General features: G+C 42.6%; 17 protein-coding genes. 10 read left to right on the plus strand and 7 right to left on the minus strand.

Annotation, left to right across the window (positions count from 1 at the left end; translation table 11 throughout):
• Window positions 1-438 (minus strand): class Ib ribonucleoside-diphosphate reductase assembly flavoprotein NrdI, encoded by a 438-nt coding sequence (nrdI, locus tag IGJ28_RS06280; RefSeq protein WP_005471716.1) that lies wholly within the window; start codon window positions 436-438, stop codon window positions 1-3.
• 112 nt (window positions 439-550) lie between these two features.
• Here nrdI and gloA2 point away from each other — a divergent pair, with 112 nt between their 5' ends.
• On the plus strand, window positions 551-928 hold the full coding sequence (gene gloA2 / locus IGJ28_RS06285) for an SMU1112c/YaeR family gloxylase I-like metalloprotein (RefSeq protein ID WP_060813623.1): 378 nt from the start codon (window positions 551-553) through the stop codon (window positions 926-928).
• A gap of 94 nt (window positions 929-1022) precedes the next feature.
• Window positions 1023-1589: a GNAT family N-acetyltransferase gene (locus tag IGJ28_RS06290; protein ID WP_005471718.1), complete on the plus strand. Its 567-nt coding sequence runs from the start codon at window positions 1023-1025 to the stop codon at window positions 1587-1589.
• Between the two features lie 5 nt (window positions 1590-1594).
• On the opposite strand, the gene IGJ28_RS06295 is transcribed toward IGJ28_RS06290, so the two are convergent.
• On the minus strand, window positions 1595-2116 hold the full coding sequence (locus IGJ28_RS06295) for an LURP-one-related/scramblase family protein (RefSeq protein WP_003127456.1): 522 nt from the start codon (window positions 2114-2116) through the stop codon (window positions 1595-1597).
• 38 nt (window positions 2117-2154) lie between these two features.
• On the minus strand, window positions 2155-3024 hold the full coding sequence (locus IGJ28_RS06300; RefSeq protein ID WP_005471720.1) for a Cof-type HAD-IIB family hydrolase: 870 nt from the start codon (window positions 3022-3024) through the stop codon (window positions 2155-2157).
• A gap of 128 nt (window positions 3025-3152) precedes the next feature.
• On the opposite strand from IGJ28_RS06300, the gene IGJ28_RS06305 reads away from it, so the two are divergent.
• From IGJ28_RS06305 to IGJ28_RS06325, 5 genes are all read left to right on the plus strand, one after another.
• Window positions 3153-3842, plus strand: coding sequence for a uracil-DNA glycosylase (locus tag IGJ28_RS06305; protein ID WP_242387462.1), 690 nt, complete (start codon window positions 3153-3155; stop codon window positions 3840-3842).
• Between the two features lie 141 nt (window positions 3843-3983).
• Window positions 3984-4967, plus strand: coding sequence for a phosphate acetyltransferase (gene pta / locus IGJ28_RS06310; protein WP_003127459.1), 984 nt, complete (start codon window positions 3984-3986; stop codon window positions 4965-4967).
• Window positions 4968-5738: 771 nt separating this feature from the next.
• Window positions 5739-6212, plus strand: coding sequence for a tRNA (adenosine(37)-N6)-threonylcarbamoyltransferase complex ATPase subunit type 1 TsaE (gene tsaE / locus IGJ28_RS06315; RefSeq protein WP_003127460.1), 474 nt, complete (start codon window positions 5739-5741; stop codon window positions 6210-6212).
• A complete protein-coding gene (locus IGJ28_RS06320; protein WP_003127461.1) occupies window positions 6205-6732 on the plus strand; it encodes a GNAT family N-acetyltransferase in 528 nt (175 codons plus the stop codon). The genes tsaE and IGJ28_RS06320 overlap by 8 nt, the downstream gene beginning before the upstream one ends.
• A 5-nt stretch (window positions 6733-6737) precedes the next feature.
• Window positions 6738-7259, plus strand: a complete 522-nt coding sequence (locus IGJ28_RS06325) for a GNAT family N-acetyltransferase (protein WP_103300608.1) — start codon at window positions 6738-6740, stop codon at window positions 7257-7259.
• Window positions 7260-7305: 46 nt separating this feature from the next.
• Here the strand turns inward: IGJ28_RS06325 and IGJ28_RS06330 are convergent, their stop codons facing one another.
• Complete coding sequence (locus IGJ28_RS06330; RefSeq protein WP_005471732.1) at window positions 7306-7839, minus strand: 3'-5' exonuclease; 534 nt, start codon at window positions 7837-7839, stop codon at window positions 7306-7308.
• A gap of 106 nt (window positions 7840-7945) precedes the next feature.
• Window positions 7946-8698 (minus strand): exodeoxyribonuclease III, encoded by a 753-nt coding sequence (locus tag IGJ28_RS06335; protein WP_138371595.1) that lies wholly within the window; start codon window positions 8696-8698, stop codon window positions 7946-7948.
• Between the two features lie 90 nt (window positions 8699-8788).
• On the opposite strand from IGJ28_RS06335, the gene IGJ28_RS06340 reads away from it, so the two are divergent.
• The 3 genes from IGJ28_RS06340 (at window position 8789) to IGJ28_RS06350 (ending at window position 12081) form a co-directional block, all read left to right on the plus strand.
• A complete protein-coding gene (locus tag IGJ28_RS06340) occupies window positions 8789-9718 on the plus strand; it encodes a Gfo/Idh/MocA family protein (RefSeq protein ID WP_252712100.1) in 930 nt (309 codons plus the stop codon).
• A 75-nt stretch (window positions 9719-9793) separates the two neighbouring features.
• Window positions 9794-10684: a UDP-N-acetylmuramate dehydrogenase gene (murB, locus tag IGJ28_RS06345; RefSeq protein WP_438845432.1), complete on the plus strand. Its 891-nt coding sequence runs from the start codon at window positions 9794-9796 to the stop codon at window positions 10682-10684.
• Window positions 10685-10935: 251 nt separating this feature from the next.
• Entirely contained in the window at window positions 10936-12081 is a 1146-nt protein-coding gene (locus IGJ28_RS06350) for a hypothetical protein (RefSeq protein WP_438845292.1), read from the plus strand.
• 91 nt (window positions 12082-12172) lie between these two features.
• On the opposite strand, the gene IGJ28_RS06355 is transcribed toward IGJ28_RS06350, so the two are convergent.
• Together IGJ28_RS06355 and coaC are read right to left on the minus strand one after the other, a co-directional pair.
• Entirely contained in the window at window positions 12173-12808 is a 636-nt protein-coding gene (locus IGJ28_RS06355) for an ECF transporter S component (RefSeq protein ID WP_003127470.1), read from the minus strand.
• A gap of 1 nt (window position 12809) precedes the next feature.
• Window positions 12810-13367, minus strand: a complete 558-nt coding sequence (gene coaC / locus IGJ28_RS06360) for a phosphopantothenoylcysteine decarboxylase (RefSeq protein ID WP_252712102.1) — start codon at window positions 13365-13367, stop codon at window positions 12810-12812.
• Between the last annotated feature and the right edge of the window lies 1 nt (window position 13368).

Below are 13368 nucleotides of genomic sequence, written 5' to 3' on the forward strand. Positions count from 1 at the left end.
TTAATTGATTTTACGCAAGACATCGTAAATGCGTGCGATGTCCTGCGTTGTTCCTCGCAGTTCAAAATCAGCTAGAAATGGAATCTGGAACTGTTCAGCATATTGTTTGGCAGTCAGGCAGTATTGATAATTGAAATTTTTGTTGCCGCTGCCGATCACACCGCGACAATAGCGGGCATTATCCGCATAATCAATATACTCCCGCATGGTTTCTGTCAAAATTTCCTGATCCCCATTATCTACGCCGTTGCCGCCTTCAAGATAGGTCGGCACAAACACGACAAAAGGTTCGCTTTCTTCTTCGAAAATGGAATTGTCATCAATTTCTTTGACGGACCATTCTAGAGGATGCGCTGTTGGCTGCTGGGCGGCATAGTCCATTAGTCGTTTGACAAATGCCCGGGTATTTCCTGAGATTGAAATATAAAGTAGTTTCATGTCATCACCTTCCGTATCCAGTATAACAGAATCAAAATAAAATAGAGCAGGTCTTTTGTAGCCAAAGGAAGGAAAAATAGGTAAACTAAGTAGATAGAAAAGGAGTGAGCATATGTTTTCTGAGATGCATCATGTGGCCATTATTGCCAGTGATTACCAACGAGCAAAATCATTTTATGTCGACAAATTAGGATTTAAGGTGATCCGTGAGCACCATCGTCCCGAAAAAAACGATACCAAAATCGATTTGGCTTTTGGCTCATCTGAGATTGAGTTGTTTATCGTGGATCAACCACCTAAACGAGCAAGTTATCCGGAAGCAACCGGCTTACGACACTTGGCTTTTCGAGTAACAAACATTGAGAAAGTGGTAGCAGAACTTGAAACAAAAGGAATTACGTGTGAGCCGATTCGCTTTGACAGCTTTACGAATAAAAAAATGACATTCTTCCAAGACCCAGATGGGTTGCCACTGGAACTACACGAATAGTATCGAGGGATTCATTCGAAGCGCAACGACACTTTTTTACTTGGGATGACAAGAAAATGCTGTTATTCTGAAGAAAACACAAGGAGGAGAAATCGTGATTCGATTTGCACAAAAAGAAGATCGTTTTGCTATGGCGAAACTTGTTTTAGTCATTTTAAAAGATATGGAATTACCGTTTGTGGCAGAAATAGGAGAAGAAAAAACGCTCGAGATCTTGGCTGAAGCGATGTTAGAGCCTGATTATCGTTATGGTTATACCAGAGGATTGGTCAATGAAATCGATGGACAAGTGGCTGGGGTTGCTTTTGGTTACCCAGATAAAGATGAACCTACCATTGATGAACCGTTAACGAAGATTCTGGAGTCCTACGGTTTGGATAAAGAAATGAAACTGTTCGTTGATCAAGAAACGTTGCAGAACGAATGGTACTTAGATACCATTTGTGTCGATGAAAAATTCCGTGGAAAAGGGGTTGGCTCAGCTTTATTGGCTGCACTGCCAAAAATTGCCCAACGAGATGGCTATACCACAATTGGTTTAAGTGTCGATAAAGCCAATCCACACGCCAAACGTCTCTATGAACGTCACGGTTTTCAAGTGGTTGCTGAACGAAAGATCAGTGGTCATCTATATGATCATATGCAAAAAGAAACCAGTTGAGTATCTCAGCTGGTTTCGTTCGTTAATCGTAACTCCAAATGTTGCTGGGTCTTGCGTTTGCGATTGTAGAGCCAATAATCCATAATCGCAGCAATACAAATGCAAACTGGCGCATCCTCATCGTTGACCACATCGATCACATAATAATCGCCAGTCAATAGTGTTGCTTTATCCATTTCCATGATCTTCTTGTTGAAATGATGGATCGCATACCGATGATTGTAGATATCCCCATGGACAGCCCAATGGAGCTGTTGGATATAATAAAAATCCCCAGGCCAGTTGAAAATTTTTTGTAACGTACCTACTTTTTCAAAGTCCTTGTAGATCTCAAATCGTGTGCCAAAGGTAAAACTGATTTGCTTAATACTGGCGACCAGTGTGCCGTCCAAACGATAGAGGGAAAGTGCATCGCCTTTAGTTCCCCAGCGCCCGACCATCAAGAATAACGATTTGCCCTTTTCGTCTTTAACGATCGTTCGCGTGATACTGCTGAGTTGTCTGTCTTGAATAAAAAATTCCGACATATCTACGCCTCCTCTTGTATCCCGAAAAGCTGCGTCAATTATAAATTCTCATCGATTGCCCGAATAATTGCTTTGCCGACTCCTGATTCAATGTTAGTATCCGTCAGATACTTCGCATATTCTTTGACTTCGATTTCCCCGTTACCCATAGCAAAGCTGACACCAGCAAGCTGTATCATGCTGACATCATTCAAGTTGTCACCAATCGTCATGACATCCGACAGTTGAATCGCTCGCTCTTTAGCAACGTGTGCCACCGCGATCCCTTTTTGGGCATTGCGATGATTGATTTCAATATTGTTTTGTCCGGAAGAAGTAACCACTAAGTCGCCATAACCATCGATTTCTTGTGTGATCGGTCCTAAAACACGCGCGCCATCTTGATGGAAGCAAATGATTTTTAAGATTTCCAGATCTTCAATCGCAAACAGTTCATTGAAGTCTTTGACATAATTGATGGGAAGAAAAGCTAGTCGTGCAGCAGTCATGGCAATGGCCATTTTGTGGGTCAGATGGGGCATTGCTTCTGCTGTATGGATCGCAAAATTCTCGATTCGGCGCGTCTGGCTTTCTGAATAAATGCCATTGCTCGTGGAAATCTCAAAATAAATGTCTTTTTCTCTTAATAAGTCCATCAATGAACGGGTTTTTTCTTTAGAAATAGGAACGGTGAATAAAGAAGTTCCTGATTTGTCAAACACTTGTGCACCATTAAGTGTGATCATAGCACAATCAATACCGGCTTCTTGCAAAGGCGGCAGAGCTTCTTTCCGGTTGCGCCCAGTGGCCACCATGAATTCGACTCCTTGGGATTGGGCATATTTGATCGCTTGGATATTTTCTTCTGAAATCTGCATGTTGGCGTTTAGTAAAGTACCATCCATATCAGAAGCGATTAATTTTATCATTGTCAGCGTCCTTTCTTATGGTTTCTATAGAATAGTGTACCACAAATCAGCAATTATTTTTGAGAATGTCTTCTTGTTTCTTAGGCAGATCTTTTGTTATCCTTAACTAAAAGCAAAGGAGCGAGACGATGAGAAAGATTTTAGAAAATGATTGGCAAGAAGTTTTGCAAGCTTCATTCGATCAAACCTATTACCAACAGTTACGGGAATTTTTGAAAGTAGAATATGCAACACAGAAGATCCACCCGGCAATGGACCATATTTATGAAGCACTGAAACTGACTCCGTATCATGAAGTGAAAGTAGTGATCTTAGGACAAGATCCATATCATGGTCCGCATCAAGCCCATGGGTTATCTTTTTCAGTCCAACCCGGAGTACGGATTCCGCCTTCTTTACGCAATATCTATAAGGAATTGCAAAGTGATCTAGGCATCGCGCCAGTCTCTCACGGTTATTTGGTTCCTTGGGCGCAACAAGGAATTTTACTACTAAATACGGTGTTGACAGTTCGTGAAGGACAGGCTTATTCGCATCGAGGCAAAGGATGGGAACGATTGACAGATACTATCATCGAAAAACTGAATCAACGGGATAAACCAGTGATCTTTGTATTATGGGGAAAACCAGCCCAGCAAAAGAAAGCGTTGATCGATACGAAAAAGCATATCATCATAGAATCTCCCCATCCAAGTCCGTTATCTGCCAGTCGTGGTTTCTTTGGATCGAAACCATTTTCAAAAATCAATCAAGCATTGATTGCGTTAGGTGAATCACCTATCAATTGGCAATTACCAGAAAAAATAGTACAGGTGTGAAACTGTAGTAGTGCAGAAGAGACAGACTGTGAATTGTGTAACAAAAATTATCTTTTTCGATTAGTACAGCATTTTTATCTGTTCTTTTTTTTGCAACTATTGTACAATGTAAGGGTATAAAAAAACTGGAGGTCTTTACCCGTGGAACTATTCGAAAGTTTAAAATTTAAAATCGTGCGTCGTCATATCAAAATCGTTTTCCCAGAAGCAACGGATCCTCGTATCCTTGGTGCAGCAAGCCGTCTACGTTCAGAAGAATTGGTAGAACCAGTTTTGATCGGTAACCCTGCTGAGATTGAAAAAGCAGCGGAAGCTCGAGGAATCAACATCGCTAATTTTGAGATCCTAGATCCTGAAAACTATGACCGGTGGGATGAAATGGTCGAAGCTTTTGTTGAGCGCCGAAACGGCAAAGCAACAAAAGAGCAAGCCGAAGAAATCTTAAAAGATGTTAATTATTTTGGTACGATGTTAACTTACATGGGGATCACTGAAGGAATGGTTTCAGGTGCGATCCATTCAACGGGCGATACGGTTAGACCTGCATTGCAGATCATTAAAACAAAACCAGGCGTGAGCCGCACAAGTGGTGCCTTTTTGATGGTTCGTGGTCGTGATCAAGAAAAATACCTATTTTCTGACTGTGCCATCAATGTGAACCCTTCTGCACAAGAATTAGCAGAGATCGCTGTTGATTCAGCAAAAACAGCGGAATTATTTGATATCGATCCAAAAGTTGCCATGCTTAGCTTCTCGACAAAAGGTTCAGCTAAAGCACCAGAAGTCGATAAAGTGGTTGAAGCAACAAAAATTGCCCAAGAATTGGCGCCTGAGTACGAAATCGATGGTGAATTGCAATTCGATGCTGCTTACATTTCAGCTGTCGCTCAATTAAAAGCACCAGAATCAGAAGTAGCTGGTAAAGCAACGGTCTTTGTCTTCCCAGATTTACAATCTGGAAACATTGGCTACAAAATCGCACAACGCTTCGGTAACTTCGAAGCAATTGGACCAATCCTGCAAGGATTGAACAAACCAATCTCAGACCTTTCTCGCGGATCAAACGAAGAAGACGTCTACAAACTATCCATCATTACAGCAGCACAAACATTGATGGATAAATAAGATAACTAATCAAACAACCAAGCCGTTCCTTTTGTCAAGGAACGGCTTTTTGCTGCGAATCACAACGATTGGCTTGCATAGCAAGACAGAGCAGATGATGAGCAGCGGGGACCAAAGAAAGCGTAGTAACCTTCAGCCTGAATCACTGCGATTGGCATGCGAAGCAGAGAGCAGATGATGAGCAGCGGGGACCAAAGGGAGCGTAGTAACCTTCAGCCTGAATCACAACGATTGGCATGCGAAGCAGAGAGCAGATGATGAGCAGCGGGGATCAAAGAAAGCGTGATAACCTTCAGCCTGAATCACTGCGATTGGCATGCGAAGCAGAGAGCAGATGATGAGCAGCGGGGACCAAAGAAAGCGTAGTAACCTTCAGCCTGAATCACTGCGATTGGCTCGCGAAGCAGAGAGCAGATGATGAGCAGCGAGGATCAAAGAAAGCGTGATAACCTTCAGCCTGAATCACAACGATTGACTTGCGAAGCAGAGAGCAGATGATGAGCAGCGGGGACAAAAGAAAGCGTAGTAACCTCAGTATGAATCACAACGATTACCCTTAGAGTGGCATGGAAGTCTAGTTAGCGCAACAAGCTTAGAAACAATTGCAGGCAAAGCAAGATGAGGGGCGTCGCTGCCAAAAATACTGCCCACAGCAGGATAAAAATGGCTTTTCTTTCAAACTCCTTGCGACGGTACGCTCTTTACTTTTGTTTCTAAAACAAGCTATACTAACTACTAACAGCAAGTGAAAAGATAAAGGACGGATCAAACATGATAACGATCGCTGATTTAGATGCAACAGAAAAATTTGCCGAAGTGATTGGCAGAGTGGCCCTGCCTGGAGACAATTTGGTGTTAACTGGGGAACTGGGAGCCGGTAAAACGACGTTGACCAAAGGGATCGCTCGAGGTCTGGGGATCAGTCAACTGATCAAAAGCCCAACCTATACGATTATTCGTGAATATACTGAAGGTCGGTTGCCACTCTATCATATGGATATTTACCGGGTAGAATTTGGCGCATCAGACTTGGGATTAGATGATTATTTTGAAGGTGATGGTCTTTCTGTGATCGAGTGGGGAAATCTTCTAGAAGAGTCTTTACCGGAAGATTATTTGGAACTGATTTTGGAAAAAGATAATACAGAAGAGCAAAAACGCTTTGTGAAATTGCTTACATTTGGTCCGAAAGCTGAGGCTTTCCAACAGCGTATTTTGGCGCAATGGGAGGCAGATAATGAGTGACATTCACTTGACGTTGCGTGAGGCTCGGGGCGAAGATGCGGCAGAACTCTTGGCAGTCAGTCAAAAGATTGGTCAAGAAACTGACTTTTTGGTCATGGATGAAACAGGCCTCGCCCTGCCTGAAGCAATGTTGGCACAGCAACTAGAAAGCTTGTATGAACAAGACAATCACCTCCTATTGTTAGCTCTTGATGGAGAACGAATTATTGGTATGGCTTCTATCAAAGGTTATTCGGAATGGCGCATGGCACATGTAGGAGAAATAGGTCTATCGATTTTAAAAGACTATTGGGGAATGGGACTAGGGTCACTTCTTTTAGAAGAATTGCTTGAATGGGTCAGTGAAGTAGGGTTGTTGACACGCTTGGAGTTGACGGTCCAAGCGCGCAATGAACGAGCTATCCATTTATATCAGAAGTACGGATTTGAAATTGAAGGTTGTATGAAACAAGCCGCCCAAACAAAAGATGGGCAACGAATTGATGTTCTAATGATGGCAAAATTAGTTGATGAGGAGTGAGAAGGATGATCCTGCTTGTTGAACCGGCCCTAGCAGACAAAGAACAGTTAACAGCTTATCGCGCATCATTTTTAGAAGACAATGAAACTATCCACGGAGGTTCTGGGCTAGAAACAGCGGAGACAATCGAAAAATGGCTTGAACTGCAAGAAGCCTACAAATCACCGGCAACTGTTCCTGCTGGTCATGTCATTAGTCGGGTTTATCTTGCAAAACAAGCAGATACAGTCATCGGAATCTTGAATCTGCGGCTAGAGCTCAACGACTATTTGCTGCAGCAAGGCGGTCATATCGGTTATTCTGTGAAAAAAACGTATCGCCAAAAAGGATATGGGACAGCAATGCTTGCTCAATCCTTGTCGATTGCCAAAAGCTTTGGAATAGAAAAAGTACTGGTGACATGCGATGCTCACAATCAAGCGTCTGCTAAGGTCATTGAAAAAAATGGTGGTCAATTAGAAGATATATGGATCGATCCGGTAAATGGGAATAGTACTCGTCGTTATTGGCTTTCAACAAATAACTGAAAGACAAAAGAGTAAGAAAGTAAGAAGAAAAGTAAAAAACTGATACTCATTTTACGAGTACCAGTTTTTTTAATGGGTCGATCCCAAAATCGTTTTCTTGACGTAATAAGATCTGAGCACAGGCACGACTATCTTCAAGGGCATCGTGGTGATTCAGCAAAGGAATCTGCAGCTGTTGGCAGACAGTATTCAGCTTGTGATTCTCGAATTCAGGATAGAGTTTGCGGCTTGTACGTACTGTACAGAGTGAAAGATAATTTGGCTGTTCTATCCCATAGTAATCAAGACATCCAGCTAAAACGCCAGTATCGAAACCAGCATTGTGGGCAACGATCAGACTGTTGAGATTATAATATTGCTGGATTTGTTTCCAAATGTCAGGAAATTTAGGAGCATTGACGACGTCTTCCGGATGAATGCCATGGATTTGGATATTTTTCCAAAAGAAATCTGTCTCCGGCTGGATCAACGTGTAGTATTCTCCAACAATTTTACTGTCCCGAACCATGACTAATGCCAATGAACAAGCACTGTGCTTTTGATAATTGGCTGTTTCAAAGTCCATTGCGATAAAATTCATTGCCTTCACCTCAAAGCTATTCTAGCACAAATCTTTGAAATGAAAAGATACAAGATTTTTTTGGCAGGATGGCCGATAGGACACAGCGAAAGAATAAGGTAAGCAATTAGTTTAACTGCAATTCGACGGGGCAATGATCACTGCCTAAGATTTCTGTATGGATTTTTGCATCAACCAGGCGGTCATTTAAATCGTCTGAAACAACGAAGTAATCGATGCGCCATCCAGCATTATTTTTGCGCGCATTAAACCGGTAACTCCACCAAGAATAAATCCCTTCAGCATCGGGATAAAAGTAGCGGAAAGTATCCGTAAAGCCTGCTGAAAGTAAGGTTGAAAATTTTTCCCGTTCTTCAGGAGTGAAGCCGGCGTTTTTTTGGTTGGTTTTCCAGTTTTTAAGATCAATGTTTTGATGAGCGACGTTCAAGTCACCGCATAGGATAACTGGTTTTTGCTGTTTCAGATCGGTCAGATAGGCACGAAAAGCATCTTCCCATGTCATGCGATAATCGAGACGACGCAATTCATTTTGGGCGTTTGGTGTATAGCAAGTGACTAAAAAGAATTCGGGGTATTCCAGTGTGATCACCCGGCCTTCGGCATCATGTTCCTCGATACCAATCCCATAATGGGCAGTAAGTGCCGGTTCTTTAGCAAAGATCGCTGTACCAGAGTATCCTTTCTTTTCTGCATAATTCCAGTATTGCGTGTATCCTGGCAGATCCAACTCGATCTGCCCTGCTTGCAGCTTCGTTTCTTGCAAACAAAAGAAGTCTGCATCGAAGGTCTCAAAGGCTTCTAAAAAGTTCTTTTTGACGATTGCTCGTAAGCCATTCACGTTCCAAGAAATAAATTTCATATTTGTCCTCCTCGGTTCAACTATATTTTCCATTCTACCGAAAAAAAGTGTAAGATTAAAGCAAGACGTAACGTTTAGGAGGAATCAGTCATGAAGATCGGTGTTATCGGGTTAGGAAATATTGCACAAAAAGCATACTTGCCAAGTTATATTGCATTGCAGGATCAAGCGGATTTTTATTTTGCCACTCGGCGTGAATCCGTTCAGAAAGAATTGCAGCAACGTTATCGGTTGGCGCATATGTACACCAATTTAGACGAGCTGATCGATCAGGGAATCGAGGCTTGTTTCATTCATACAGCTACTGGCAGCCACTATGAGTTGATCAAAAAATGTCTGACAGAAGGAATCCATGTCTTTGTCGATAAACCGGTCAGCGAGAATTTTGCTGAAGTAGAAGAATTGTTTACTCTAGCTAAAGCAAAACAAAAGTTGTTGATGGTCGGCTTCAATCGCCGCTTTGCCCCGATGGTCGATCAATTAAAACAAATTCCGGATAAGCGGATGATTTATCTGTCAAAACACCGGCAAGCTGCTAGTCATGATACCAAGTATGTGATCTATGATCTCTTCTTACATTTGGTGGATACTGGTGTCTATTTATTGGATGAACCGATCATCGCGCATACTAGTCAGATCAAAGAATCAGCGGATGGATTGGAGACGGCCACACTGATCTTGGAAACAGCACATACAACGGCGATTTTGACGATGGATCTCAAGAGTGGTGCCAATACGGAAGATTACCGGATCACCGCCAAAAGCGGAACCTATGATGTGAGGAATTTGACTGCTCTTACGGAGTATGTGGAGGGGAAAACGGTGGAACATGAGTTTGGCGATTGGGAAACAACGTTGAACAAACGAGGGTTCTATCCATTAGTTTCGGCATTTATTGCAGCAGTCGCCGATCCAACAGCTATCGATCTGCGACAAGCGCAAGTGATAGACAGTCACCAGCTTTGCCAAGAAATGATCGCTGCCAATCATCGGGCAAAAAGTGATTCTTTAGAGAAGTAGCAACTTTTCAATGAACATGCTAAAATAAGGAAGATGTTTAATGTGAAAGGACTCTTTCTTGTGAATAAAGAATTAATGATCAAGCAATTTCCAGAAATTGCGTTACTAAAAGATGAAGCTTTATTGAATTATACGTATACGAAAACAGGAGGGCCTGCAGATATCCTGGCTTTTCCCAAATCAGCAAAAGAAGTAGAACAAATTGTCGCCTATTGTCGAGAAACTGATACTCCTTGGTTGGTCTTAGGCAATGCTAGCAACTTGATCGTTCGTGATGGTGGGATTCGCGGTGTTGTGATCATGCTATCAGAAATGAATCAGATAACGGTAGAAGATACCACTTTGATCGTCGAAGCAGGCGCGAAGCTGATCGATACAACGTATGTGGCACTCCATGAATCGTTGACAGGATTTGAGTTTGCTTGCGGGATTCCAGGAAGCGTCGGGGGAGCGGTATTTATGAATGCCGGTGCTTATGATGGTGAGATTCAAGATGTTTTTGCGTCCTGTGATGTCTTGCTCGCAGATGGCCGCGTCGTGACTATGATGAAAGAAGAGATGGCGTTTTCTTATCGCCACAGTACGCTTCAAGACCAACATGCGATCATTCTGTCGGCTCGTTTTGATTTGGCGCAAGGGGATCAAGATCAAATCAAGAAACGAATGGATGAGTTGACGGAACTCCGTCAGCTGAAACAACCATTAGAATATCCTTCTTGCGGCAGTGTCTTCAAGCGGCCTGTTGGTCATTTCACTGGCAAGTTGATTCAAGACGCCGGTTTACAAGGATTGAAATGGGGCGGCGCGCAAATTTCTGAAAAGCATGCTGGCTTCATCGTCAATGTCGATCATGCTACAGCGACGGACTATGTGGAACTGATCGCTCATATCCAACAAGTGATCAAGGAGCGATTTGATGTCCAGTTAGAGACAGAAGTGCGTATTATCGGAGAAGAAGCAAAATAATTCAACATGTTCGTAATTGTGACAACGTCTGATGACAAATCGATATCTGAAGAATGAATGTATTGCAAGGCTTCGTAAGGCATCGTTGCGATGTATCGAGAACCTATAGCATTACTTGAATCTTTCAGAACGGTTGTTTATTTGGGCAGTTGTCACATTTTTTATTAAAAAGGGCAATGGGAAGGCTGTACTATTTGTCTACCCATTCCGTCTTGGCTACAATAAAGAAAAGGGGAAAATGGAGGGATAGTATGAAAAAGTGGTTGGGTATTGGCTTGTTGGTTGGGCTATTCTTTTTAACCGGTTGTACGAAATTACCGCAGGATCAGTTTGCTGATGGGTTAACAGTACAAAAAGATATGAATGCTGGTGACTTTAGCGTGACGATCGATACATTTGAATTTGCTGGCGAGGACAGCCAAAATTCACAAGAAAGCATGATCGCAGGGATGATTTTCTCCCAGTTGGCGGGAACCAAGATCACAGGAAATTTTGTTGAAGATCCAAAAAGCAAAAATATTCGTTTGGATGCCGCACTGTCTTCTGGAGAAATCGATGTTCCACTGAATCTTTTGATCGATGGGAAGAGCCATGACACCTACCTTTCTGCAGAAATCGTTGAGGCAATGAGCAATCTGTTTGCATTTGATACATTCGGTACATCGGATACATTTGATAGTAGCGAAACGCCAGATACGACGGGGAAAGATAAATATATTCGTCTGTCACCAGATGAGATGTCAGATCTTGACACGGACCAGCTATTGGACAATAGCTTATTTTCTTCTGAGACATTGGCAGAGTATGTCAAAACGTTGGATCGTGAATCTTTTAAAAGAGATGGTGACACCATCACGCATACATTCACAAAACAAGAGCTGTTGGACTTTGTTGACTATGCCAAAAAACAAAAGGCAGACACTAGTGAGATTACGCAATGGGAAGATCTGCTGAAAGACAGTGAACGTATTGATTTGACTGTATCTATCAATGCAAAGAAACAAAACCAAAAAGTTGTGATGAACATGACCCAATCTGGCGAGCTGCCTTTGGCTATTGGGATCACGTTTACTATCAGCGGCAAACAAAGTGATGAAAAAGTCCAGTTACCTGCTTCAGAAAATGTCGTTGATCAGCAAGAGTTTTTTGATTCCTATCAAGAAGACTCTTTTTGGGATGACAGTTATTACGGCGATGATCCCCTCTCTGATGAAGATTGGACAAATTATACGCTAACAGACGAGGAGTTTGACCAATTATTAGAGATGGTTGCCACTGATCTACAGGGCATGACGGATGAAGAAATCGCTGATTTTTTGTTGATTTATGAAGACTTACTGACCGAAGAACAGTACCAGCGTTTGGCTGAGGCATTGCAAGTAAGCCAAAATTTATGAGCAGCATAAAGGAACACTAAAAAAGAGCCATTGAAGCAAGCTTATCAAGCTGCTTCAATGGCTCTTTTTGTTTGAAGTTCTTTCAAATGAATCAAAAACGTGGCTTTTTCGTCAATCTCAGTAATACAGAAGCAACAGCCATGGTCGCAATTCCTGCAACGATCGCCTCTGGGATACCTTGTGTCAAAATAACGCCAAGGATGGCAGTATAGACGGCAGTTCCAGCATTACCGATCGCAGCGGCATATTCTTGTTGGAATAAAAAGTAGATGAGGTTCATCACGAGAATCGTATTCGTCAATCCTCCAGCGATTCCAGCAATCAGCAACGAAGTGCTTTGCCGCTTGTTTTGCCACATTTTCTGGCAGGCTTTAAAGACAAAATAAGGGACGATTCCGATCAGAATGCGAGGAATCAGAGCAACCAAAATCGCTTTCCAACTTCCATGATCCATGCCATAGACTGGGACAAATGGCGAGAACACAAAAGAAAGCGGCGAGATGATCCACGTTGAACGGACCATACTAATGATGCCAAAAGCCCCTCCCAGAAAGCCGCCGATCCGTGGTCCTAAAATGATGGAAGCAATGATCACGGGAATGTGCATCGTAGTAGCATTGATCGGACCTAAAGGAATGAACCCTAGAAAAGGAACGGATGCTAAAAGAATCAAGATCCCCAGGAAAAATGCAGTTAAAACTAAATCAAAAGTGGCTATTTTTTTCATGTTAGACTCCTCGTACTTCCAATGCTGCAACAGCTTGTTCAACGATCGCTTCCACGGTCGCCAGCGCGCCGCGGCCGAAATCCCCGCAAGCCAACAAGGCTTCGCGAGGAGCGATCTCTTGATAACCGACCTCTTTCAAAATGGCTAGATTTCGTTGCACGATTGGATTTTGATACATATTGGTATTCATCGCTGGTGCAATCAGTTTTGGTACCTCCGCAGTCAATGCCAAAGCGACCGTTGAGATCAGATCATCTGCTAAACCATGAGCCAATTTACCAATCAAGTTGGCACTGGCTGGCGCGATCAAGAAAAGGTCCGCTTGCTTCGCTAATTCGATATGGTTGATCCGGTCAGGTTGGCGTTCTTGCATCACATCCATATGGATTGGTCGCTTAGATAATGACTGGAGAGTTAATGGTGTGATGAATTGCGTACTATTAGCAGTCATCATCACGTCGACAGCATACCCTCGTTTTGTCAACTCATTCGCGATATCCGCTGCTTTATAAGCGGAGATACTTCCGCTAATACCTAATAATACATGTTTTTGTTTCATT

It is taken from the genome of Enterococcus sp. AZ091, from assembly GCF_051714805.1.
Classification (GTDB): Bacteria; Bacillota; Bacilli; order Lactobacillales; family Enterococcaceae; genus Enterococcus_D; species Enterococcus_D gallinarum.